Source organism: Serratia sp. B501 (assembly GCF_051172315.1).
Taxonomy (GTDB): domain Bacteria; phylum Pseudomonadota; class Gammaproteobacteria; order Enterobacterales; family Enterobacteriaceae; genus Serratia; species Serratia ureilytica.
Genome location: NZ_JBPIZB010000002.1, coordinates 580,708 through 603,170, shown reverse-complemented (window position 1 = coordinate 603,170; position 22,463 = coordinate 580,708). Strand labels below are relative to the sequence as shown.

General features: G+C 59.0%; 20 protein-coding genes and 6 tRNA genes. 2 read left to right on the top strand and 24 right to left on the bottom strand.

Features of this window, described 5'->3' with window-relative positions; translation table 11 throughout:
- Positions 1-70: 70 nt before the first annotated feature.
- Positions 71-553, top strand: a complete 483-nt coding sequence (locus tag ACSBQV_RS09420; RefSeq protein ID WP_025301844.1) for a zinc ribbon-containing protein — start codon at positions 71-73, stop codon at positions 551-553.
- A gap of 40 nt (positions 554-593) precedes the next feature.
- Here the strand turns inward: ACSBQV_RS09420 and ACSBQV_RS09415 are convergent, their stop codons facing one another.
- The 12 genes from ACSBQV_RS09415 to miaB all read right to left on the bottom strand — a co-directional run bounded on the left by ACSBQV_RS09415 (position 594) and on the right by miaB (position 12,283).
- Positions 594-1,298, bottom strand: coding sequence for an FMN-dependent NADH-azoreductase (locus ACSBQV_RS09415; RefSeq protein WP_033642164.1), 705 nt, complete (start codon positions 1,296-1,298; stop codon positions 594-596).
- A gap of 150 nt (positions 1,299-1,448) precedes the next feature.
- Complete coding sequence (gene rihA, locus ACSBQV_RS09410; protein WP_033651153.1) at positions 1,449-2,381, bottom strand: pyrimidine-specific ribonucleoside hydrolase RihA; 933 nt, start codon at positions 2,379-2,381, stop codon at positions 1,449-1,451.
- 113 nt (positions 2,382-2,494) lie between these two features.
- A complete protein-coding gene (locus tag ACSBQV_RS09405; RefSeq protein ID WP_004939983.1) occupies positions 2,495-3,220 on the bottom strand; it encodes an amino acid ABC transporter ATP-binding protein in 726 nt (241 codons plus the stop codon).
- On the bottom strand, positions 3,220-3,894 hold the full coding sequence (gene gltK, locus ACSBQV_RS09400; RefSeq protein ID WP_015376945.1) for a glutamate/aspartate ABC transporter permease GltK: 675 nt from the start codon (positions 3,892-3,894) through the stop codon (positions 3,220-3,222). The genes ACSBQV_RS09405 and gltK overlap by 1 nt, the downstream gene beginning before the upstream one ends.
- Complete coding sequence (locus ACSBQV_RS09395) at positions 3,894-4,634, bottom strand: amino acid ABC transporter permease (RefSeq protein ID WP_004939979.1); 741 nt, start codon at positions 4,632-4,634, stop codon at positions 3,894-3,896. Before ACSBQV_RS09395 ends, gltK begins: the two co-directional genes overlap by 1 nt.
- Positions 4,635-4,850: 216 nt before the next feature.
- Positions 4,851-5,747, bottom strand: coding sequence for an amino acid ABC transporter substrate-binding protein (locus tag ACSBQV_RS09390; protein ID WP_099785394.1), 897 nt, complete (start codon positions 5,745-5,747; stop codon positions 4,851-4,853).
- Positions 5,748-6,142: 395 nt separating this feature from the next.
- Positions 6,143-7,672, bottom strand: a complete 1,530-nt coding sequence (gene lnt, locus ACSBQV_RS09385; protein WP_099785392.1) for an apolipoprotein N-acyltransferase — start codon at positions 7,670-7,672, stop codon at positions 6,143-6,145.
- A 7-nt stretch (positions 7,673-7,679) separates the two neighbouring features.
- Positions 7,680-8,558: a CNNM family magnesium/cobalt transport protein CorC gene (gene corC, locus ACSBQV_RS09380; protein WP_004939973.1), complete on the bottom strand. Its 879-nt coding sequence runs from the start codon at positions 8,556-8,558 to the stop codon at positions 7,680-7,682.
- Between the two features lie 84 nt (positions 8,559-8,642).
- On the bottom strand, positions 8,643-9,116 hold the full coding sequence (gene ybeY, locus ACSBQV_RS09375) for an rRNA maturation RNase YbeY (protein WP_004939970.1): 474 nt from the start codon (positions 9,114-9,116) through the stop codon (positions 8,643-8,645).
- A complete protein-coding gene (locus tag ACSBQV_RS09370) occupies positions 9,113-10,144 on the bottom strand; it encodes a PhoH family protein (protein WP_170853105.1) in 1,032 nt (343 codons plus the stop codon). Before ACSBQV_RS09370 ends, ybeY begins: the two co-directional genes overlap by 4 nt.
- A 258-nt stretch (positions 10,145-10,402) precedes the next feature.
- Positions 10,403-10,738: a zinc ribbon domain-containing protein YjdM gene (locus ACSBQV_RS09365; protein WP_004939967.1), complete on the bottom strand. Its 336-nt coding sequence runs from the start codon at positions 10,736-10,738 to the stop codon at positions 10,403-10,405.
- Between the two features lie 120 nt (positions 10,739-10,858).
- On the bottom strand, positions 10,859-12,283 hold the full coding sequence (gene miaB / locus ACSBQV_RS09360; protein WP_099785390.1) for a tRNA (N6-isopentenyl adenosine(37)-C2)-methylthiotransferase MiaB: 1,425 nt from the start codon (positions 12,281-12,283) through the stop codon (positions 10,859-10,861).
- Positions 12,284-12,480: 197 nt separating this feature from the next.
- On the opposite strand from miaB, the gene ubiF reads away from it, so the two are divergent.
- Positions 12,481-13,662 (top strand): 3-demethoxyubiquinol 3-hydroxylase, encoded by a 1,182-nt coding sequence (gene ubiF / locus ACSBQV_RS09355; protein WP_089191295.1) that lies wholly within the window; start codon positions 12,481-12,483, stop codon positions 13,660-13,662.
- Positions 13,663-13,750: 88 nt separating this feature from the next.
- Here the strand turns inward: ubiF and ACSBQV_RS09350 are convergent.
- From ACSBQV_RS09350 to nagB, 12 genes are all read right to left on the bottom strand, one after another.
- Positions 13,751-13,825: transfer RNA gene (locus tag ACSBQV_RS09350), tRNA-Gln, on the bottom strand.
- 4 nt (positions 13,826-13,829) lie between these two features.
- A tRNA-Met gene (locus ACSBQV_RS09345) sits at positions 13,830-13,906 on the bottom strand.
- A 41-nt stretch (positions 13,907-13,947) separates the two neighbouring features.
- Positions 13,948-14,022: transfer RNA gene (locus ACSBQV_RS09340), tRNA-Gln, on the bottom strand.
- Positions 14,023-14,066: 44 nt separating this feature from the next.
- Positions 14,067-14,141, bottom strand: a tRNA-Gln gene (locus ACSBQV_RS09335).
- A gap of 30 nt (positions 14,142-14,171) precedes the next feature.
- A tRNA-Leu gene (locus tag ACSBQV_RS09330) sits at positions 14,172-14,256 on the bottom strand.
- Between the two features lie 16 nt (positions 14,257-14,272).
- Positions 14,273-14,349, bottom strand: a tRNA-Met gene (locus ACSBQV_RS09325).
- Positions 14,350-14,567: 218 nt separating this feature from the next.
- Positions 14,568-16,232, bottom strand: coding sequence for an asparagine synthase B (gene asnB / locus ACSBQV_RS09320; RefSeq protein ID WP_033642171.1), 1,665 nt, complete (start codon positions 16,230-16,232; stop codon positions 14,568-14,570).
- A gap of 283 nt (positions 16,233-16,515) precedes the next feature.
- Entirely contained in the window at positions 16,516-17,958 is a 1,443-nt protein-coding gene (locus ACSBQV_RS09315; protein ID WP_033642172.1) for a carbohydrate-binding protein, read from the bottom strand.
- A 190-nt stretch (positions 17,959-18,148) separates the two neighbouring features.
- Positions 18,149-18,901 (bottom strand): HAD-IIA family hydrolase, encoded by a 753-nt coding sequence (locus ACSBQV_RS09310; RefSeq protein WP_004939957.1) that lies wholly within the window; start codon positions 18,899-18,901, stop codon positions 18,149-18,151.
- 67 nt (positions 18,902-18,968) lie between these two features.
- Positions 18,969-20,189, bottom strand: a complete 1,221-nt coding sequence (nagC, locus tag ACSBQV_RS09305) for a DNA-binding transcriptional regulator NagC (protein WP_019454064.1) — start codon at positions 20,187-20,189, stop codon at positions 18,969-18,971.
- Between the two features lie 27 nt (positions 20,190-20,216).
- On the bottom strand, positions 20,217-21,356 hold the full coding sequence (gene nagA / locus ACSBQV_RS09300; RefSeq protein ID WP_033642173.1) for an N-acetylglucosamine-6-phosphate deacetylase: 1,140 nt from the start codon (positions 21,354-21,356) through the stop codon (positions 20,217-20,219).
- An 18-nt stretch (positions 21,357-21,374) separates the two neighbouring features.
- Positions 21,375-22,175 (bottom strand): glucosamine-6-phosphate deaminase, encoded by an 801-nt coding sequence (gene nagB, locus ACSBQV_RS09295; RefSeq protein ID WP_004939952.1) that lies wholly within the window; start codon positions 22,173-22,175, stop codon positions 21,375-21,377.
- Positions 22,176-22,463 lie beyond the last annotated feature (288 nt).

Here is a 22,463-nt window from a genome sequence, read left to right as displayed (position 1 = left end):
AAAATAAGAACAAGTAGCTTAAGGGTATCCCCATGGCCAAGTCCGGCGCAGCGTTTATCGAGGAGAGTCTATGAACAAGGTTGCTCAGTATTACCGCGAATTGGTGGCATCGCTGACCGAACGTCTGAAAAACGGCGAACGCGATATCGACGAACTGGTGGCCAGCGCGGAGCGGCGGTTGAACGAGGCCGAAGATCTGACGCGCGACGAGGTGCGGCAGGTGACGCAGGCGGTGCGGCGCGATCTGGAAGAGTTCGCCCGCAGCTATCAGGAAAGCCGGGACGAGTTTACCGACAGCGTGTTTATGCGGGTGATTAAGGAGAGCCTGTGGCAGGAACTGGCGGATATCACCGATAAAACCCAGCTGGAGTGGCGCGAGGTGTTCAAGGATGTCAGCCACCACGGCGTGTATCACAGCGGTGAAGTGGTGGGGCTGGGCAATCTGGTCTGCGAGCAGTGTCACTACCACCTGGCGTTTTACACGCCGGAAGTGCTGCCGCTCTGCCCGAAATGCGGTCACGACCAGTTCCAGCGTCGGCCATTTGAACCCTGATGATGTCCCCCGCCGCGGCGGGGAACGCTGACGTTTACCGTTAACGGAACAGTTTCTTCAGCAGGTTGCTCAGGAAGCCGCCGCTGACGGCTTCTTGGGCGACGTTTGCCGGCGCCGGTGCGCTGGCCGGGACGGCGACGCCGGCCGGGATTTTCTGCGCGACCGCGATGCGGCTGTCCTGGGCGGCTTTCTCCGCCGCTTCCGGGCCGTAGGCGAAGCCTTCCGCCAGCACGAATTCAACGTCGGTGATGCCGATAAAGCCCAGGAACAGTTTCACGTACGGGGTGATCAGATCCGTCGGCGTGTCGGCGTGGATGCCGCCGCGGCTGGAGATGACGATCGCTTTTTTGCCCGTCACCAGCCCTTCGGCGCCGGCGGAGGTGTAGCGGAACGTCTGACCGGCGCGGGCGATCAGATCGAAGTAGATCTTCAGCTGCGTCGGGATGTTGAAGTTGTACATCGGGGCGCTGATGATCAGCGTGTCGTGCGACTTCAGCTCGGCAATCAGCTCATCGGACAGCGCCAGGGTGCTTTGCTGATGCGGCGTCAACGGTTTGTCGCCGGCGGTAAAGCCGGCCATCACTTCGCCATCCAGCTCCGGCAGCGTTGGGTTGGCCAAGTCGCGCACGGTGAAAGTGTCTTCCGGATGAGCTTCACGCCATTGTTCAACAAAAAAATCGACTAATTTTCCAGACTGGGAATATTCACCCAGAATACTTGATTTCAGGACCAGTACGCGGCTCATTGGCTTATCTCCAGGCGAAGTGTAATTGGTAACGATGTCAATCGGTGTAAACGCATGGTAGAGGCAAGCCATCAACAGTGATAGCGCAAAAATTCGCTGAGTTAAATCAAAAAAGTTGAATGATGGCGCGAGCGCGCCCCGAGAGGTTCTTCAATAACGCGCGACGCGCTCGGCCAGCAGATCGATAAAGCCTGCGCGATCGATGCCGGTCAGCACTTCCACGTTGGCCGCGTTGCCGGTTTGCTGGAAATAGTCCACCACCGTCATGCCGACGGTGTACTCCCCTTTGGTTTCCACACCGACCCAGCGTTCAATGCCGGTAAACAGCTGCGGCGCCAGCAGCCAGGCGATGGTGCAGGGATCGTGCATCGCCGCGCCAGGCAGGCCGCGCGGGTGGCTGAGATAAAGCGGCAGGTAAAAATCGAGCATCTCCGCCACCGCCTGCGCGACCGGATTGGCTATCTGACGAATGCGCTCGATATCCTGCGGCAGCACCAGCGCCTGATGGGTGACGTTCAGCCCGGCCATGGTCAGCGGCACGCCAGATTTCAACACCATCTCGGCGGCTTCGGGATCGACGAAGATATTGAATTCCGCCACCGGCGTGGTATTGCCGGCATTCATGCCGCCGCCCATAAATACGATGCGCTCGATACGGCTTTTCAGCTCGGCGTGCTGGGCCAACAGCAGGGCGATGTTGGTCATCGGGCCGGTCACCACCAGGGTGATTGGCTGCGGGCTGGCGCGCAGCAGGTCGGCGATCAGCTCGACGGCGCCGCGGGGATCGGGTTTGAGGGTCGGCGTCGGCAGGTGGGTGTTGCCCATGCCGGTTTTGCCGTGGACATAGTCGGCGATCACCAGCTCGCGCATCAGCGGGCGAGCGGCGCCGGCGGCGACAGGGATGTCCTCGCGCTGCATCAGGGTCAGCAGACCCAGCGCGTTATGCAGGGTTTTCTCCGGCGTCTGGTTGCCGGCGGAGGTGGTGATGGCTTTGACGTCCAGCTCCGGCGAGCGCAGCGCCATAGCCAGCGCGATGGCGTCGTCGAGGCCGGGATCGCAATCGATGATAATAGGGCGGGGCATGTTCTTTCTCCTCTGTTTGTTATCCGGCGAGCATCGGATCAAAAACGAGGAGATACAAGCGCTTTTCGTGCCGGGAGAAAAGATGCGCCCCTGGCGGGGCGCATAGCGAGAACTTAGTGCAGGATCTTGGCGAGGAAGTCCTTGGCGCGATCGGACTCGGGGTTGTTGAAGAAATCGTCTTTGTTGCGGTCTTCGACGATTTTGCCTTCGTCCATAAAGATCACGCGGTTCGCCACCTTGCGGGCGAAGCCCATTTCGTGGGTCACCACCATCATGGTCATGCCTTCGTTCGCCAGCTCGACCATCACGTCCAGCACTTCGTTGATCATTTCCGGATCGAGCGCCGAGGTCGGTTCGTCGAACAGCATGGCGATCGGATCCATGCACAGCGCGCGGGCGATGGCGACGCGCTGTTGCTGGCCGCCGGAGAGCTGACCGGGGAACTTGTTGGCATGGGCGGACAGGCCGACGCGTTCCAGCAGCTTCAGGCCCTTCTCGCGTGAGGCGGTCTTGTCGCGCTTGAGCACTTTTACCTGCGCCAGCGTCAGGTTGTCGATAATGGACAGGTGCGGGAACAGTTCAAAGTGTTGGAACACCATGCCGACCTTGGCGCGCAGCTGCGCCAGGTTGGTTTTCTTGTCGTTGACGGGCGTGCCGTTCACCAGGATGCTTCCCTGCTGGATCGGCTCCAGGCCGTTGACGGTTTTGATCAGGGTGGACTTGCCGGAACCTGAAGGACCGCAGACGACGACCACTTCGCCTTTTTTCACTTCGGTGGTGCAATCGGTCAACACTTGAAAGTGACCGTACCACTTGGAAACATTTTTCAGGGATATCATCAAACAGTCCTTTTCTTCAAATAGCTTACCAGCGCCGAGGCGGCGAGGCTGATAACAAAATAGACAAAGCCGGCGAACAGGATCATTTCAACCTGGGTGCCGTCGCGTTCGCCGATGGTCGATGCGGTGCGGAAGAAGTCGGCCAGGCTCAGTACGTAAACCAGCGAGGTATCCTGGAACAGGACGATGCCCTGGGTCAGCAGCAGTGGCACCATGGCGCGGAACGCCTGCGGCAGGATCACCAGCCGCATGGATTGCCAATGCGTCATGCCCAGCGCCAACGCGGCGGAGGATTGGCCGCGCGAGATGCTGATGATACCGGCGCGGATGATTTCCGAGTAATAGGCCGCTTCAAACAGGGAAAAGGCTACCATAGCCGAGATCAGGCGAATATCGGTTTTCGGCGACAGGCCTAGAACCTGTTGTAATAAGCTTGGAACCACCAGATAGAACCACAGCAGCACCATCACCAGCGGCACCGAGCGGAACAGGTTGACATACAGGGTGGCGAACCAGCTGATGGGCTTGAACGGCGACAGACGCATCACCGCCAGCACGGTGCCCCACAGAATGCCGACCACGATGGCGGTCACGGTGATCTTCAGCGTGATCGCCATGCCCTGCAGCAGATAAGGGAAGCTTGGGACGATCGACGCCCAGTCAAATTCGTACATTATTTACTCCCCAGGTTGCCAGGCAACTGCACTTTCTTTTCGACCAGACGCATAAACAGCATGATCACGGCGTTGATGCCGATATAAGCCAACGTAATGGCGGTAAAGGATTCATAGGCGTGTGCGGAGTAATCCAACAGCTTGCCGGCCTGTGCGGCCATGTCCACCAGGCCGATGGTGGAGGCGATGGCGGAGTTTTTGACCAGGTTGAGCATCTCCGAGGTCATCGGCGGCACGATAACCCGGTAGGCGTTTGGCAACAGCACGTAGCGGTAGGTTTGCGGCAGCGTCAGGCCCATCGCCAACCCGGCGGCTTTCTGGCCGCGCGGCAGGGATTGAATGGCGGCGCGCACTTGCTCGCAAACGCGGGCGGCGGTAAACAGCCCCAGACAGAGCATGGAAGAGACGAAGAACTGCACGTTGGGATCCAACTCGGTCTTGAACCAGGTGCCGATATTGGCCGGCAGCAGCTCGGGGATCACCAGATACCAGGTAAAGAATTGCACGATCAGCGGCACGTTGCGGAACAGTTCGACGTAACAGGTGCCGAGAGTGGAAAGAAAGCGGTTGGGCACGGTACGCAAGATACCGAACAGCGAACCGACGAAGAAAGCGATAATCCATGCACAGACGGAGAGGGCCACCGTGACCTGAAAGCCGGACCAGATCCAGCCGAGGTAAGTGGTGTTCCCAAACGGGGCCTGCTGCAGGAAGATACCCCAGTTCCAATCTATTGACATAACAAACTCCGATAAACGGGCGCAGGGCGCCGAAAAGTGATGACTTGATAGGCGCCGATCGCCGCGCGGCCAGTCGGGCTGGCTTGTTGTGTGCGGAGATCGGTGACGCGCCTTGGGGAAAATGAGGGAGGGGAACGGCCTCCCTCATTCCTGTCTGTCCCAGTCATCAACTGGGCCGGTTTGGCTTGGCGGCCGCCCCGGCTTTATTCTATTGAGTTAGTTCAACGCTTTGTCGTTAGGCGCTTTGAACAGTTGCTTCATGTCGTCCGACAGCTCGAAGTTCATGTTGAGGTTTTTCGGTGGAATAGGCTGCTTGAACCATTTATCAAACCACTTGGCCGCTTCACCGGAGGTTTGCGCCTGGGCGATAGTGTCATCGACCAGTTTCTTGAACTCAGGATCGTCTTTACGCAGCATGCAACCGTAGGCTTCTTTCGACTGCGGCGTGCCGATGATTTCCCATTGATCCGGCTTCTTGGCTTTGGCGCGCTCGCCCGCCAGCAGGGCGTCATCCATCATGAAGGCCACCGCGCGGCCGCTTTCCAGGGTGCGGAAGGAGTCGCCGTGGTCTTTGGCGCTGATGATGCGCATGTTCATTTTGCCGCTGTCGTTCAGTTTGTTCAGCAACACTTCGGACGTGGTGCCGGAGGTGACCACCACCGGTTTGCCGGCCAGGTCTTTAAAGTCTTTGATGTCGGAGCCTTTCTTCACCAGCAGGCGGGTGCCGACCACAAAGATGGTGTCGGAGAAGGCGGCCTGTTTCTGGCGCTCTACGTTATTGGTGGTAGAACCGCATTCGAAGTCATAGGTGCCGTTTTGCAGCAGCGGGATGCGGTTCTGCGAGGTAATCGGCAGCATTTTCACCTGCAGATTCGGTGCATTCAGCTTTTTCTTAACGGCTTCAACGATTTGGTTGGAGTAGTCCTGAGAGTAGCCCACAACTTTTTGCTGGTTGTCGTAGTAGGAAAAGGGCACAGACGATTCGCGGTGGCCGACAACGATAACGCCGTTGTCTTTGATTTTCTTCAGCGTACCGGTCAGGTCTTCCGCGTGCGCCACGCTACCTGCCATACCGAGCAGCAGTAACGATAACGCCAATTTACGCATTTGCATGGTCCAACTCCTTTGCTGTTGTGGTGGCTCTGACTAAAGAGCGTCAGGTTTAAATCGACTATTTATTGCTCAGGTTATAAAGATAGTCTTAGAACGGATAGCCGTTAAAAAATAACCGATTGTGAATATCTTGAAACTAAAATGTTTCATTTTTTGAGACGCCGCGCGCACCAAATCAATGCAACCAAACCCCGACGCACCTGCATGGTGCGTTCGGCGCCTCCAAAATGTGCACGGGTGCGACAAAACGTCAGCAAAAGTTAACCGACGTGCGATGTCACCTTAGATAAAGCAAGGAGTGTGCCAGCCGCGTTGATTTAACGACGTTTTCTGACCGAGGTGGGGGAACGTTTACGGAAACGCGGGGCGCGGCGGGCGCGCCCCGGCGAAGAGGACTATTTGCGGCGCAGGCCCAACATCAGCGCCCAACCGCCCAGCAACAGGGTGATCACCCACAGCGGCGCGGCGCCGAAACGCGCGTAAGGCGTGACGCCGGTGGTCGGTGTGACCTTCACTTCAAGCACTTGACGAGTGAACTGCGGGATCTCGGCGATCACGTCGCCGTTCGCGTCCACTGCGGCGGTGACGCCGTTGTTGGTGCTGCGCAGCAGCGGCCGGCCCAGTTCCAGCGCCCGCATGCGCGCCATCTGGAAGTGCTGCCATGGGCCGATGGAGTGGCCGAACCAGGCGTCGTTGGAGATGGTCAGCAGGAAGTTGGTGTCCGGGCGGAAGTTATCGCGCACCTGCTGGCCCAACACGATTTCGTAGCAAATGGCCGCCGTCAGGTTGTAGCCGCGTACGCTGAGCTGCGGTTGTACGTAGTCGCCGCGGCTGAAGGAGGACATCGGCAGGTCGAAGAACGGCGCCAGCGGCCGCAGCAGCGTCTCCAGCGGCACGAACTCGCCGAACGGCACCAGGTGGTGCTTGTTGTAGCGATCGTTGGCCGGGTACCTGTACGGCGTCGGTTCACCGAGCACGATGGCGCTGTTGTAGATTTGCTGGCCCTGCGGCGTGGCGCGCACGTCGACGATGCCGGTGATGAGGCTGCTGTTCTTCGCCCGCATCAGGTCGTCCATCATCGTCAGGAAGCCGTTCTGATTGGCTTCATAATCCGGGATGGCGGATTCCGGCCAGATGACGATTGGCGCCTTGCCCATGTAGGGACGGGTTTCGTCCAGATAGGTTTGCAGCGTGCTGACCAGCGCTTTCGGATCCCATTTCATCGATTGAGCGATGTTGCCTTGCACCATGGCGACATTCACCGCTTTATCCGTCTGCGGAGTAAACCACTGCAGCTGGCGCAGCGGCCATGGCAACAGCAGCAGCGCGGCGGCGAGCACCGCCGCCGAGAGGCGGCGCTGATTGACGGCGTACACCAGCAGGCCGGCGATGGCCATCAGCACAAAGGTGATGGCGTCGACGCCCAGCAGCGGCGCGATGCCTTTCAGCGGGCCGTTGATCTGGCTATAGCCGAACTGCAGCCACGGGAAGCCGGTCAGCACCCAGCCGCGCAGGAATTCCGTGACCTGCCACAGCGCCGGCGCGGCGATGGCCAGCCGCCACCAGCGGGTCGCCGGCCACAGGCGGGTCAGCAGCCCGGCGAACAGCCCGGTATACAGCGACAGGTAAGCGGCGAGCAGCGCCACCAGGAAGACGTTGACGGCGAAGGGCATGCCGCCGAAATCGGCGATGCTGACATACACCCAGTTGATCCCGCTGCCGAACAACCCGAAGCCCCAGACAAAGCCGAGCAGGGCGGACTGTTTGGTGGTGCGATTGAGGGTAACGGCCAGCAGGCCGAACAGGGAGACGATGGCCGCGGGCCAGAAATCGTAGGGCGAGAACGCCAGCGTCCCGCCGGCACCTGACAACAGCGCCAGCAGGGCGCGAACCCACTGGCGTTCAAGTAATGAGGCTTTAGCCATGTTGGATTTAATCTTCCAGTTTCGGTGGTGGAGAGTCGTCCGGAATTTTTACATGAACCTGGATGATACGTCGACTGTCTGCCATGGCAACTTTAAATAGGTAACCTTCGATTTCAATGGTTTCCCCGCGCGCAGGCAGATGGCCGAAGGCCTGCATCACCAAACCGCCGATGGTATCAACCTCGTCGTCGCTGAAATGGGTGCCGAAGGCTTCGTTGAAGTCTTCGATCGGTGCCAGCGCGCGTACGGTGTACATGTGGCGGCTGAGCTGGCGGATATCCAGATCGTCTTCGTCGTCGTATTCGTCTTCGATCTCGCCGACGATCAGTTCCAGAATGTCTTCGATGGTGACCAGGCCGGACACGCCGCCGAATTCGTCAATGACAATCGCCATGTGGTAGCGCTGGGAGCGGAACTCTTTCAACATCCGGTCGACGCGCTTGCTTTCCGGCACCACCACCGCGGTGCGCAGCACTTTGTCGATGCTGAACGGCTCGGAGTCTGCGCGCATGAACGGCAGCAGATCCTTGGCCATCAGGATGCCTTCGATGTGATCTTTGTCTTCGCTGATCACCGGGAAGCGCGAGTGGGCGGAGTCGATAATCACGTCCAGGCACTCTTCCAGCGTCTGGTTGCGCTTGAGCGTCACCATCTGGGAGCGGGGGATCATGATGTCGCGCACGCGCTGTTCGGCGATATCCATCACGCCTTCCAGCATGTCGCGGGTATCGGGATCGATCAGGTCGTTTTGTTCGGAATCACGGATCAGCTCGACCAGATCGCCACGGTTTTTGGGCTCGCCGTGGAACAGCTGGTTAAGGATAAGAGTAAAGAACCCCTTCTTGGGACTGGGGCTGTCATTGCTTTGTGAATGGTCGTCGCTCATGGCGTTTTCGTTACTGTCACTCATGTCAGAGTTAAGGGGCGTCAGCGACAGCCCCGTTAGGGGCTGTAAGGTAAACGGCTGACGTCAGACGGGGTCTTTTTCCGCCAGGTACGGATCAGGATAGCCCAGTCCGTGCATGATTTCGGTTTCCAAAGACTCCATTTCTTCGGCTTCATCGTCTTCGATGTGGTCATACCCTAGCAGATGAAGGCTGCCGTGGACAACCATATGCGCCCAGTGGGCCTCCAACGCCTTGCCTTGCTCAATCGCTTCCTGTTCAACCACCTGGCGGCAGATGATCAGATCGCCGAGCAGCGGCAGTTCGATGCCCGGCGGGGCCTCGAACGGGAAAGAGAGCACGTTGGTCGGCTTGTCTTTGCCGCGATAGGTCAGGTTCAGCTCGTGGCTTTCCGCTTCGTCCACCAGACGCACGGTGACCTCGGCCTCTTCCTGAAATTGCGGCAGCACGCCTTCCAGCCAGCGCTGGAACGTGGCTTCATCCGGCAGGCCGTCGCTGCTTTCACAGGCAATCTGCAGATCCAAAATCACCTGACTCATGGTGTCTCCTGCTCGGAGGCGGCGAGCGCCTCGCGCTTACGTTGTTCGGCAATCGCGTCTTTGCGTTTCTGTTCGGCCGCTTCCCAGGCCTCATAAGCGATGACCACGCGGGCCACCACCGGGTGGCGCACCACGTCTTCGCTGTGGAAGAAGTTGAAGCTCAGTTCTTCCACGTCCGACAGCACTTCCACCGCGTGGCGCAGGCCGGATTTCTGGTTGCGCGGCAGGTCGATCTGGGTGACGTCGCCGGTGATGACCGCCTTCGAGTTGAAACCGATGCGCGTCAGGAACATCTTCATCTGCTCGATGGTGGTGTTCTGGCTCTCATCCAGAATGATAAAGGCGTCGTTCAGCGTACGGCCGCGCATATAGGCCAGCGGCGCGACTTCGATCACGTTGCGCTCAATGAGCTTCTCCACGCGCTCGAAGCCCAGCATTTCGAACAGGGCGTCGTACAGCGGGCGCAAATAAGGATCGACCTTCTGGCTCAGATCGCCCGGCAGGAAGCCCAGCTTTTCGCCGGCTTCGACCGCGGGACGGGTCAGAAGAATGCGGCGAATTTCCTGGCGTTCCAGCGCATCCACCGCGGCGGCGACCGCCAGGTAGGTTTTGCCGGTACCGGCCGGGCCGATGCCGAAGGTGATGTCGTGATCGAGAATGTTGGCGATGTACTGCGCCTGGTTAGGCGTGCGCGGTTTCACCATGCCGCGCTTGGTTTTGATGGTGACCGCCTTGCCGTAATCCGGCACGCTGTCCGCCACCTGTTCCAGCACCCGGCTCTCTTTGATAGCCAGATGGATTTGCTCCGGATCGATATCCGGGATCACGCCGCGAATCGGCGCGGTATCCACGTACAGATGGCGCAGGATATCGGCGGCGGCGACCACGCACAGGTTTTTGCCGACCAGCTTGAAGCGGTTGTCGCGACGATTGATTTCGATGCCCAATCGGCGCTCGAGTTGCTTGATGTTGTCATCAAACGGGCCGCACAGGCTGAGCAAACGCTTGTTGTCTGCGGGCTCCAACATAATTTCTTGTGTTGCGACGTTCAAACTATTCCTCTAGGTCACATCGGGCCTGGTTGATGTCACATAGCGCGTCCGGGACGCGCGCGTTCAGGGCGAGCCTGAATACTCTCTTTCTTGAATTATTCATGGTGCGCCGCAACGGCGCAAGTTTACCGCTGATCTATCTGTGCGCCGTCGGCGGAATTCAAGGGAAGATAAGGAAAAAACGCGGCGGGGCGCAAAGCCCGCCGCGTCATCACAGGACAAGGCCGCCGAGGATCAGTTCTTTTTCACGAACTCGGATTTCAGTTTCATCGGGCCGAAACCGTCGATTTTGCAGTCGATGTTGTGATCGCCTTCCACCAGACGAATGTTTTTCACCTTGGTGCCGATCTTCAGCATCGAGGAGCTGCCTTTAACCTTCAGGTCCTTGATCACGGTGACCGCGTCGCCGTCCGCCAGCAGGTTGCCGTTGGCGTCTTTGACGATCAGCGCGTCCTGATCTTCCGCCGGGGCGCTGTCGCTCCACTCGTGGGCGCACTCAGGGCAGATGAACAGGGCATTGTCCTGGTAGGTGTATTCGGAGTTGCACTTCGGGCAGTGTGGGAGTTGCATGTTATGTCGCCTCTTCAACAATAAAAAATAAAAAAAAGAACATCACCGGGCGCGGACGCCCGGCGGAGAAACGGTAAGGGGTAGCGCGAACGGGCGGCGATAAGGCGGGCCGCCGCGGCGTCAGGGCTGGTAAATGCCGACGCCCAGCGCGTTTTCTTTGCGGGTACGGGCGATCACCGTCTGCGGGGATTCATGTACGCGCAGATCCATCTGCTGTTCGGTGCGCACCACTGCGCCACGCAGGGTGTTGGTCAGCACCTCGGTAATTTCCACGTCGACAAACTGGCCGATCATGTCGGGCGTGCCTTCGAAGTTTACCACACGGTTGCACTCCGTGCGCCCGGCCAGCTCCATCACGCTTCTGCGCGAGGTGCCTTCCACCAGAATGCGCTGGACGGTGCCGAGCATGCGGCGGCTGAACTGCAGCGCCTGCTGGTTGATGCGATCCTGCAGAATATACAGCCGCTGTTTTTTCTCTTCTTCGCTGACGTCGTCAACCATGTCCGCCGCCGGCGTACCGGGGCGCGACGAATAGATGAAGCTGAAGCTGACGTCGAAGTTGACGTCGGCGATCAGGTTCATGGTCTGTTCGAAGTCGGCCTGGCTCTCGCCCGGGAAACCGACGATGAAGTCGGAGCTGAGCTGGATGTTCGGGCGCGCCTTGCGCAGCTTGCGGATAATCGCCTTATACTCCAGCGCGGTATGGGCGCGTTTCATCATGGTCAGGATGCGATCCGAACCGCTCTGCACCGGCAGGTGCAGGAAGCTGACCAGCTCCGGCGTGTCTTCATACACCGCGATGATGTCGTCGGTGAACTCGATAGGGTGGCTGGTGGTGAAGCGAATGCGATCGATGCCGTCGATGGCGGCCACCAGGCGCAGCAGTTCGGCGAACGAGCAGATATCGCCGTCATGCGTGGCGCCGCGGTACGCGTTGACGTTTTGGCCGAGCAGGTTGACTTCGCGCACGCCCTGCGCCGCCAGTTGGGCGATTTCGAACAGCACGTCGTCGCTCGGGCGGCTCACTTCCTCGCCGCGGGTGTATGGCACCACGCAGAAAGTGCAGTATTTGTTGCAGCCTTCCATGATCGACACGAACGCGGTCGGGCCTTCGGCGCGCGGCTCCGGCAGGCGGTCGAACTTTTCGATCTCCGGGAAACTGATATCGACCACCGGGCTGCGGGTGCCCTGAACGTGGTTGATCATTTCCGGCAGGCGGTGCAGGGTCTGCGGGCCGAATACCACGTCGACGCAAGGCGCGCGGCTGCGGATCAGTTCGCCTTCTTGCGAGGCCACGCAACCGCCGACGCCGATGATGACAGACGGGTTCTTCTCTTTCAGCAAGCGCCAGCGCCCCAGCATGGCGAAAACTTTTTCCTGCGCTTTTTCACGGATCGAGCAGGTGTTCAGCAACAGCACGTCCGCTTCCTCGGCGTTGTCGGTCCACTCGAAGCCGTGCGTGCTGTTCAACAGGTCGGCCATTTTCGATGAATCGTACTCATTCATCTGGCAGCCCCAGGTTTTGATATGTAGTTTTTTCGTCATTGACTTGCCATTACTCAGTGCGGAGCGAAAGTTGCGTTACGCGACATGCAGGGCGCGTATTGTAATCATTTGCCGCCGTTGTGACCAGCGCGGGGGAAAATGGCACGCAACCTGAAGCCGAAGCGAAAATCCGGTACACTGCGCAAAACGCCATGTCGGGTGGGATGGCGAGCATTCACATAGAAAACATAGCCAATATGAAGACATCTCAAAATCGGTACGACGCGGTGGTGGTGGGCGGCGGCATGGTCGGCGCGGCGGCGGCTCTGGGCCTGGCGCAGGCGGGCTGGTCGGTGGCGTTGCTGGAACATCAGGCGCCGCAGGCGTTCGAGGCGCAAAGCCCGCCGGACCTGCGCATTTCCGCTATCGGCTGCACCTCGGTGGGGCTGCTGAAACAGCTCGGCGCCTGGCCCGCCGTGACGGCGATGCGCACGGCGCCATATCGCCGGCTGGAGACCTGGGAATGGGCGTCGTCGCGCGTGGCGTTCGATGCGCTATCTCTGGGGCTGCCGGAGTTGGGCTTTATGGTGGAAAACCGCATTTTGCAGCTGGCGCTGTGGCAGCAGTTCGCACAGTGCGCCAATTTGACGCTGCTGTGCCCCGCCAGGCTGCAATCGCTGCAGCGGGCGGACAAGGCCTGGCAACTGACGCTGGACAGCGGTGAAACGCTGCAGGCGCGGCTGGTTGTCGGCGCCGACGGCGCCAACTCGCAGGTGCGCAAGCTGGCGGCGATCGGCACCAACGGCTGGCAGTATCGTCAGGCGTGCATGTTGATCACCGTCGATACCGGCGCGCCGCAGCAGGATGTGACCTGGCAGCGCTTCTTCCCGTCAGGGCCGCGCGCTTTCCTGCCGCTGTACGACAGCTGGGCGTCGCTGGTGTGGTATGACAGCCCGCAGCGCATTCGCCAACTGCAGGCGATGCCGCCGGCGCAGCTGGAGCGCGAGATCGCCGCCGCTTTTCCGGCGCGACTGGGCCCGGTCAAGGTGCACGCCGCCGGATCGTTCCCGTTGACGCGCCGTCATGCGCAGCGCTACGTGCTGCCGGGCCTGGCGCTGCTGGGCGATGCGGCGCATACCATCAACCCGCTGGCCGGGCAGGGCGTCAATCTGGGGTATCGCGATGTGGATGCCTTGCTGAACGTGCTGAGCGAGGCGCGGGAGCAGGGAGAAGACTGGAGCGGCGAGGCGGTGCTGCTGCGCTATCAACGTCGCCGCCGTACCGACAATCTGTTGATGCAGAGCGGCATGGATCTGTTCTATACCGCCTTCAGCAATAACCTGGCGCCGCTGACCGTGGCGCGCAATCTGGCGCTGATGGCCGCGCAGCGGGCGGGCAAGCTGAAAGAGCATGCGTTGAAGTACGCCTTGGGATTGTAACCGACAGGGCTCAGCGGTGGCTGGGCCTATTTAAGGTTGGCTGAACGGCAGACAGCAAAAAGCCCGCCGAAGCGGGCTTTTCTAAATATGGCTGGGGTGCCAGGATTCGAACCTGGGTATGCTGGTATCAGAAACCAGAGCCTTACCGCTTGGCGACACCCCAATTATGGTGGCTACGACGGGATTTGAACCTGTGACCCCATCATTATGAGTGATGTGCTCTAACCAGCTGAGCTACGTAGCCGATGTTACTTTTTACTTCTTTGATTTGCAAGCAGTTTGTTATGGCTGGGGTACCTGGATTCGAACCAGGGAATGCCGGTATCAAAAACCGGTGCCTTACCGCTTGGCGATACCCCACCTGCAAACAAATCTTATGTTGAAACCCCATTCCCGAAAGAATATGGCTGGGGTACCTGGATTCGAACCAGGGAATGCCGGTATCAAAAACCGGTGCCTTACCGCTTGGCGATACCCCATCAACATACTGCGCCGACGATGAAGAGAAATGGTGCGGGAGGCGAGACTTGAACTCGCACACCTTGCGGCGCCAGAACCTAAATCTGGTGCGTCTACCAATTTCGCCACTCCCGCAAATACAAAAAAGAGATGGTGGCTACGACGGGATTCGAACCTGTGACCCCATCATTATGAGTGATGTGCTCTAACCAGCTGAGCTACGTAGCCCTCTTTTTTTGCTTTGCCTTCATCGGCGTTGCGGGGCGCATTATGCGTATATGACCGATTTGCGTCAACAAGTTTTTTCCCGAAAAAGCGCCCGGAAGCGCCGTTTGTCTGGGTTGTGAACATTATGGCGATAAAATCGGCAATTCAGGCAGTTGGCGGGCGGAAAAGGCAACAAAAAGGCGGGCCAAAAGGCCCGCCCCGGGGAAAATGCCGCGCGATTATTTATAGGCGGCCTGGTGCACGCCGACGGCGCGGCCGGAAGGATCGTCCATCTTCTTGAACGATTCATCCCACTCGATGGCCTTGGCGGACGAGCAGGCGACGGATGGGCCGCCCGGCACGCATTCGGCGGCGCTCGGCAGCGGGAACAGCTCCTCGAAGATTTCGCGGTACAGGTAGCCTTCTTTCGACGTCGGCGTGTTGTACGGGAAGCGGAAACGCGCGGTTTCGAGCTGTTGATCGCTAATTTGCTGCGCAGCCACCTCTTTTAGCGTGTCGATCCAGCTGTAGCCGACGCCGTCGGAGAACTGCTCTTTCTGGCGCCAGGCCACGCTGGCGGGCAAATAGGACTCGAAACATTCGCGAACGATGTGTTTTTCCATTTTGCCGTTGCCGCACATTTTATCTTTCGGGTTGATGCGCATTGCCACGTCGAGGAATTTTTTGTCCAGGAACGGCACGCGGGCTTCGACGCCCCAGGCGGACATCGCCTTGTTGGCGCGCGCGCAGTCGAACATGTGCAGCGCCAGCAGTTTGCGTACGGTCTCTTCGTGGAATTCGCGGGCGTCCGGCGCCTTATGGAAGTACAGGTAGCCGCCGAACACTTCGTCCGCGCCTTCGCCGGACAGCACCATCTTGATGCCCATCGCCTTGATTTTGCGCGACATCAGGTACATCGGCGTCGACGCGCGGATGGTGGTGACGTCATAGGTTTCGATGTGGTAAATCACGTCGCGGATGGCGTCCAGCCCTTCCTGCACGGTGAAGTGGATCTCATGGTGCACGGTGCCCAGATGGTTGGCCACCTCCTGCGCGGCGCGCAGATCCGGCGAGCCTTCCAGCCCGACGGCGAAGGAGTGCAGCTGCGGCCACCAGGCTTCGCTGCGTTCCTGATCTTCCACGCGGCGCGCGGCGTACTTCTTGGTGATCGCCGAAATGACCGAGGAATCCAGCCCGCCCGAGAGCAGCACGCCGTAAGGCACGTCGGACATCAGGTGGCTTTTCACCGACTCTTCCAGCGCGGTGCGCAGGGCGGCGGCGTCGGTCACGTTGTCCTTGACGCTGTCGTAATCGAACCAGTCGCGGCGATAGTATTCGCGGATCTGGCCGTCCTGGCTCCACAGGTAGCTGCCGGCCGGGAATTCCTTGATGGTGCGGCACACCGGCACCAGCGCTTTCATTTCCGAGGCAACGTACAGGTTGCCGTGTTCGTCATGGCCCATATACAGCGGGATGATGCCCAGGTGATCGCGGCCGATCAGGTAGGCGTCTTTTTCGGTGTCATACAGGGCAAAGGCGAACATGCCTTGCAGATCGTCGAGGAACTCCGGTCCTTTCTCCTGATACAGCGCCAGGATCACTTCACAGTCGGAGCCGGTCTGGAAGGCATAGCGGTCGCTCAGCTGTTGGCGCAGCGCCTGATGGTTGTAAATTTCGCCGTTGACCGCCAGAACGTGGGTGTGCGCAGCATTGTACAGCGGTTGAGCGCCGTTGTTGACGTCGACGATCGACAGGCGTTCGTGAGCCAGAATGGCTTTGTCGCTGGCGTAAACGCCGGACCAATCCGGGCCGCGGTGGCGCATCAGACGTGACAGCTCCAGCGCTTTCTTACGCAGTTCAACGGGATCGGACTTCAGATCGAGCACACCGAAAATAGAACACATACAACTCTCCTAACGGGCTTTTATGACTGTGATGTTGTTTTTACTGTTATGGGCAGCATTGCCGATTTATCAGCGATAACGCGATTTTGCTGCGCTGTGGTTATGAAAATGCGCCAAAAGCTGCAGAGGATGCAAGCGTTTTAGCCATGCGCTGAGAAATAGTTGTTTGCGTAGCTGAGGTTTTTAACGGATTTTCAGTTATCGGCGTGAAAAATTATCGATTATGCAATTTTTAGCGTGATGGCGGGATTGCCGGCCAGTTTGACCGGCAATCGATTAGCGATTAGGCGATGAGCTGCCAGAGGGTGAACGCGGCATCCGGCGTCCAGCCGGCATTGGAGGTGTGCGCCTGAATACAGGTGTATTTCTTGCCTTTATAACTCACGACGTCGCCGGCTTTGTAGCTGTGGTTGTTCTGCCACTCGGGCGCGCCCGGATCGGGCGGCGTACCGTCATTGGCGGTTTTGACCGCCAGCGCGCTGCTCGGCAGGGAGGTATTGCCCAGGGTGTCGGTCGCGGTAACGAAGTAGCTGTACTGGGTTGCCGGCGTCAGACCGCTGTCGGCCAGCGACAGACCGGCGGTTTGGCCGATCGGGTTGCCGTTGCGGTAGACGGTGTAGCTGGCGATCGGTGAGGCGCCGGTGGCGGCGGCCCAGCTCAGTTTCAGCGAGGTGGCGCCCAGCTCGGCGACCGTCAGCGCCGTCGGCGCATTAGGCTTTCCCGGCGGCGGGGTGACGCCGCCCTGAATCAGCGGCGCATAGCGGGTTTTGAACTCCCAATTGTAGGCGACGCCGGCTTTGCTCTTGCCGTTGTCCCAGTTGATTGACCAGGTCATCAGGCCCTTGATCGACAGGTTTTTGGCGTCGAGACGCGAGAAAGCGTTATACACCGCCTGTTTATCGATCACGTAGCCGGTGGCGGCGGCGTCGTTGTTGCTCGGCAGGCCGATGACGAATTTCGCCGCCGGGATCTTCGCATAGCCGCGGGTGCCGGTAACCAGGCTTTCCGTCAGGTAGTAGAGGAAGTCTTCCTTCTTGGTATCGTCGTTTTGGGTCAGCCAGGTTTTAATTTCTTCAACCCAAAGGCCATCGCCACCCTGGTTATAATATTGCGGCGCGATAAAGTCGTAATAGCCTTCGAGGGCGCTGATATAATCCAGGTAGGTGCCATTTTCACGTAAGTATGGGAATTCCGGCGCCATGCTGATAATAAAGTTTTTCCCCTGGGCGGCGTAATGGTCTTTTACTTTTTTCAGCGCCGCAGGCAAGACGGTTTTATTATTGGCGGCGCCGATCGCCGCCTGTTCCAGATCGATATCCAGTCCGTCGAAGCCATAGACTTCCACCAGGCGAATAATCTCGTCTTTCAGCTTGTCTTCGTCGCCGGTTTTCAGCTCGATATGCGCGTCTGCGCCGCCGAGGGAGATCAGCACCGCGCGGCCCTGGCTGTTCAGCACGCCCACCTGGCGGCGGAACTCGGCGTCGGACAGGTTGTAAGGCTTGAAGGTTGGGATGCCCTGGCCTTTCATAAAGGCGACGGCCACCACGTTGTACTCGGCGGGAATGTCGGTCAGGTTCATATTGGTGAACTGGCCTTGCTGATAGCCGTCACTGGCGCCGGCGGCCCAGTTGTGCCAGAAACCCATCAGGATCTTTTTATTGGCGATAGACGGCATAATGGCCGCGTCATCGGCGGCGACGGCATTAATAGTGTTATTTGTGCTCATGGTAGCCTCATTAATTAGGGGTAAGGGTTTTTCGCTCGCCGGCAATATCAGCTATTGGCGGGGCGTAACGTTATAATGAGGATTTTTAACGCAGGCAGGCTGAAACCTTTTACGGCCATGAACGAATTAAATTCAAACCGACGCTGAGGGAGAAGGAAATAATGGCGGCCGGGCGGCCGCCATGGCCGCATCAGAAGATGGTGATATCGGCGACGGAAGGGTAGACGTAGCTCGGGCGGAACGGCATGGTTTCGATGTCGCTCAGCGTGGAGACGCCGGACAGCACCAGCACGGTTTCCAGGCCGGCCTGGAAGCCCGCCAGAATGTCGGTGCGCAGGTTATCGCCGACGATCACCGTCTCTTCCGAGTGCGCCTGCATTTTGTTCAGTGCGGCGCGAATGATCCACGGGCTGGGCTTGCCGACGTAAAACGGCTTGCGGCCGGTGATCTTCTCGATGGGGGCGCACAGCGCGCCGCAGGCCGGCGAGAAGCCGTGGCCGTGACTATCCGGGTTGGTGGCGATAAAGCGCGCGCCGTTACTGACGAAGTAGGCGGCTTTATGCATCATGTCCCAGTTGTAAGAGCGGGTTTCACCGACGATAACGAAGTCCGGGTTGATGTCGGTGATGGTGAAACCGGCTTTGTACAGCTCATGGATCAGGGCGCCTTCGCCGACCACATAGGCTTTTTTGCCTTCCTGACGGCGCAGGAAATCGGCGGTGGCCATCGCCGAGGTGTAGAACGCGCTCTCCGGCACTTCCAGCCCGGCGGCGGCGAAGCGGTTCGCCAGATCCTGCGCGGTCTGTGACGGGTAGTTAGTCAGCACCACCAGCGGCATGCCCTGTTCCTGGATGCGCGCCAGGAACAGATCGGCGCCGGGCACCGGCGTATTGTCATGCAGCAGCACGCCGTCGATATCGCATATAACGTTTTTGATTTTCATTTGTCGCTGTTTCTCATGATTACGGCAGGCGAAGGGTGACGATAACACGCCTGCCAGAAGCGGCGGATCAGCTTTCCAGCAATCGCTGCAAGAGCACGCCGTTGAGCATCGCGCGTTTGGCCAGGGCGAAAGCGCCGATCGCCGAGCGATGATTGAGTTCGGAGGTCACCACCGGCAGATTTTTGCGGAAGTCCTTCAGCACCTGGGTATTGATGCAGCTCTGGATCGCCGGCAGCAGCACCTTGTCCGCTTCGGTGATCTCACCGGCGATCACCACCTTCTGCGGATTGAACAGGTTGATGGCGATGGCCACCGCTTTGCCCAGATAGCGGCCTACGTGTTCGATCACTTCGCTGGCCAGCAGATCGCCGCGGTTGGCGGCCTTGCAGATGGCGTTGATGCCGCAGTCTTCCAGCGTCAGTTTGCTCGGGTAGCCCTGGCTCAGCAGCTGGCGCACGCGCTGTTCGATCGCGGCGTTGGCGGCCACGGTTTCCAGGCAGCCGAAGTTGCCGCAGTGGCAGCGTTCCCCCAACGGATCGATCTGGATATGGCCGATCTCGCCGACGTTGCCGTTGTTGCCGAGAAAAATCTGCCCGTTGACGATGATGCCGGCGCCGGTGCCACGGTGCAGGCGCACCAGAATCGAGTCTTCGCAGTCGCGGGTGGCGCCGAAGTAGTGCTCCGCCAGCGCCAGGCTGCGGATGTCGTGGCCGACGAAGCTGGTGACGTTAAAGCGCTGCTGCAGGTTGTCCACCAGCGCCCAATTGCTGACGCTGATGTGCGGCATGTAGCGCACCACGCCCAGCGCCGGATCCACCAGGCCGGGCAGGATCACCGCGATGGCGATCAACTCGCGCAGGCGGCGCTGGTTAGCGTCGATGAATTGGGCGATGGCGGCGAACAGCGCATTCTCCAGCGTTTCTTGAGTGCGTTCCGGCAGCGGATAGTGTTCTTCGCTGAGCGACTTGCCGCTCATGTCATACAGGGTGATGGTGGCGTCGTGGCGGCCGAGACGCACCGCGACGGTATGGAAATGACGGGTTTCCGACACGATGGAGATCGCGCGGCGGCCGCCGGTGGAGGCTTGCTGATCGACTTCTTTGATCAGCCCGCGCTCCAGCAGCTGGCGAGTAATTTTGGTGACGCTGGCGGGGGCGAGCTGGCTGAGTTCGGCAATCTGAATGCGCGAGATCGGGCCCTGCTGGTCGATCAGGCGGTAAACTGCCGCGCCGTTAAGTTGTTTGACTAAGTCAACGTTCCCTATTTGTGCTTGTCCGCCAGTGCTCATCAATAATTTTACTCGCTGTTCATTGAATTAAACCTCGTTACCGTTAACGAGCGTTTTGGTGATCTTGAAATCACGGGTGAAGGCGGTCAGGTTAGCCACCTTGCCGGCTTCGAGGGTGCCCAGACGGTGATCGACGCCGATGGCGCGCGCCGGATACAGCGTCGCCATGCGCAGCGCTTCGTCCAGCGCGATGCCGATATGCTCGACGCTGTTTCGCACCGCTTCGATCATGGTCAGCGCGGAACCGCTCAGGGTGCCGTTCTCATCCACGCACAGCCCATCCCGATAGTATATTGTTTTACCGGCGAAAATAAATTGGTCAATATCTGCACCCGCCGGCGCGGTGGCATCGGTGACCAAGACCAATTTATCACCTTTCAGGCGTTTGGCGTTACGGATACTCGCCCAGGCCACGTGATGGCCGTCGGCGATGATGCCGGTATAGACCTCCGGCGTATCGAAGATTGCCCCCATCAGCCCCGGTTCGCGGCCGGTGATATAAGGCATGGCGTTGTACAGGTGGGTGGCGAAGCTGATGCCGGCGGCGAAACCGGTGCGAGCCTGATCGTAGGTGGCGTTCGAGTGGCCGGCGGAGACCACGATGCCGGCCTCGGTCAGCTGCTTGATAAAGTGCGGTTCAACCATTTCCGGCGCCAGTGTCACCTTGGTGATCACGTCGGCGTTGGCGCACAGGTAATCGATCATTTCCTGGGTCGGCTTGCGAATGAACGCCGGATTGTGGGTGCCTTTTTTCACCGGGCTGAGGTATGGCCCTTCCAGGTGCAGGCCCAACGCCTGGTTTTGGTGCTTTTTCAGATAAGCGCGCATCACGTCGACGCTGTGCTTCATGAATTCGTCGCTGCTGGTGATCAGCGTCGGCAGATAGCTGGTGCAGCCGGATTTCTCGTTGGCGCGCTGCATGATCTCCAGCGTTTCTTCCGAGATCGCTTCCAGCGAATCGTTGAACTGTACGCCGCCGCAGCCGTTCAGCTGCACGTCGATAAGCCCGGGGGCCAGGATGGCGCCACCCAGGTCGCGCGTTTCGATGCCGGCGGGCAATTCAGCCGCCGGGCAGACTTTCTCGATCAGCCCATCAGCGATAATGACTGCATGGTCATCAAGTACGTCGTGGCCGGTATAGATTCGGCCGTGGGTTAAAGCGAACATCGTAGCCCCCTGCAAAGATTAAAGACTTTTAACGCTTTCCGCTTCTAACTCGCGGAAATATTTGACAGTTTTGACTTTCAGCTCCATGGTGGCCGGTTCGTCGCACACCACCACCGCTTTGGCGTGCAGCTGCAGACAGCTGATGGTCCACATGTGGTTGATATTGCCTTCCACTGCGGCTTCCAGCGCCTGCGCCTTGGCGTGGCCGGTGACCAGGATCATTACTTCTTCCGCGTCCAGCAGCGTGCCCACGCCGACGGTCAGCGCATATTTCGGCACCAGGCTGACGTCGCCGCCGAAGAAGCGCGAGTTGGCGATGCGGGTGTCTTCGGTCAGCGTTTTGATGCGGGTGCGCGACGCCAGGGACGAAGCCGGCTCGTTGAACGCGATATGGCCGTCGATGCCCACGCCGCCCATGAACAGGTTAATTTTGCCGTAAGACTTGATCTTCTCTTCGTACTGGCGGCACTCGGCGTCGACATCCGCGGCGTTGCCGTTCAGCAGGTTGATATTTTCGCGAGGGATATCAACGTGATCAAAGAAGTTGCGGTACATGAAGGTGTGATAGCTTTCCGGGTGTTCCTGCGGCAGGCCAACGTACTCGTCCATGTTGAAAGTCACAACATGCTTAAAGCTTACTTCACCTGCTTTGTGCATCGCAATCAGATGTTTGTAGGCTTCCAGCGGCGTGCCGCCGGTGGGCAGGCCGAGAACAAACGGGCGCTCTGCGGTTGGCTTGAATGCGTTGATGCGTTGAACGATATGACGCGCGGCCCATTTGCCGACTTGTGCGGTATCTTTCAGTGGGATAAGTCTCATCTAACACCTCTTGGGATAAGTAAACTAAAGCTATACTGTACGGGCCTGCGGGAGTCGTAAGCGTAACCCAGCTTTATGATTCTCGCGTGAATCGTCCGTCCGGTTGATTTTTTGAATGATAAAATAAGTTTTGTGTGATGGCCAGCAATCTGGGAGGTAAAGACTACTTTTTGGTGATATTTATCACAAAAAGGGAGGTTTTAATTTGCGATACAAAATAAATTTTTTACACTCGGCATGAGTGATACGTGCCAAGCGCTGTTTCTAAAAAGGTAGTGAGAGCTTCAA

What these genes read in the sequence shown, in the direction of transcription:
- ubiF (WP_089191295.1), top strand. Translation starts at nt 12,481, where the DNA reads ATGAAGACATCTCAAAATCGGTACGACGCGGTGGTGGTGGGCGGCGGC.
- ACSBQV_RS09370 (WP_170853105.1), bottom strand. Translation starts at nt 10,144, where the DNA reads ATGTTGGAGCCCGCAGACAACAAGCGTTTGCTCAGCCTGTGCGGCCCG.
- ACSBQV_RS09415 (WP_033642164.1), bottom strand. Translation starts at nt 1,298, where the DNA reads ATGAGCCGCGTACTGGTCCTGAAATCAAGTATTCTGGGTGAATATTCC.
- ACSBQV_RS09310 (WP_004939957.1), bottom strand. Translation starts at nt 18,901, where the DNA reads ATGAAAATCAAAAACGTTATATGCGATATCGACGGCGTGCTGCTGCAT.
- lnt (WP_099785392.1), bottom strand. Translation starts at nt 7,672, where the DNA reads ATGGCTAAAGCCTCATTACTTGAACGCCAGTGGGTTCGCGCCCTGCTG.
- ACSBQV_RS09420 (WP_025301844.1), top strand. Translation starts at nt 71, where the DNA reads ATGAACAAGGTTGCTCAGTATTACCGCGAATTGGTGGCATCGCTGACC.
- nagB (WP_004939952.1), bottom strand. Translation starts at nt 22,175, where the DNA reads ATGAGACTTATCCCACTGAAAGATACCGCACAAGTCGGCAAATGGGCC.
- ybeY (WP_004939970.1), bottom strand. Translation starts at nt 9,116, where the DNA reads ATGAGTCAGGTGATTTTGGATCTGCAGATTGCCTGTGAAAGCAGCGAC.
- gltK (WP_015376945.1), bottom strand. Translation starts at nt 3,894, where the DNA reads ATGTACGAATTTGACTGGGCGTCGATCGTCCCAAGCTTCCCTTATCTG.
- ACSBQV_RS09315 (WP_033642172.1), bottom strand. Translation starts at nt 17,958, where the DNA reads ATGAGCACAAATAACACTATTAATGCCGTCGCCGCCGATGACGCGGCC.
- ACSBQV_RS09365 (WP_004939967.1), bottom strand. Translation starts at nt 10,738, where the DNA reads ATGCAACTCCCACACTGCCCGAAGTGCAACTCCGAATACACCTACCAG.
- asnB (WP_033642171.1), bottom strand. Translation starts at nt 16,232, where the DNA reads ATGTGTTCTATTTTCGGTGTGCTCGATCTGAAGTCCGATCCCGTTGAA.
- nagC (WP_019454064.1), bottom strand. Translation starts at nt 20,189, where the DNA reads ATGAGCACTGGCGGACAAGCACAAATAGGGAACGTTGACTTAGTCAAA.
- corC (WP_004939973.1), bottom strand. Translation starts at nt 8,558, where the DNA reads ATGAGCGACGACCATTCACAAAGCAATGACAGCCCCAGTCCCAAGAAG.
- ACSBQV_RS09390 (WP_099785394.1), bottom strand. Translation starts at nt 5,747, where the DNA reads ATGCAAATGCGTAAATTGGCGTTATCGTTACTGCTGCTCGGTATGGCA.
- nagA (WP_033642173.1), bottom strand. Translation starts at nt 21,356, where the DNA reads ATGTTCGCTTTAACCCACGGCCGAATCTATACCGGCCACGACGTACTT.
- ACSBQV_RS09395 (WP_004939979.1), bottom strand. Translation starts at nt 4,634, where the DNA reads ATGTCAATAGATTGGAACTGGGGTATCTTCCTGCAGCAGGCCCCGTTT.
- miaB (WP_099785390.1), bottom strand. Translation starts at nt 12,283, where the DNA reads ATGACGAAAAAACTACATATCAAAACCTGGGGCTGCCAGATGAATGAG.
- ACSBQV_RS09405 (WP_004939983.1), bottom strand. Translation starts at nt 3,220, where the DNA reads ATGATATCCCTGAAAAATGTTTCCAAGTGGTACGGTCACTTTCAAGTG.
- rihA (WP_033651153.1), bottom strand. Translation starts at nt 2,381, where the DNA reads ATGCCCCGCCCTATTATCATCGATTGCGATCCCGGCCTCGACGACGCC.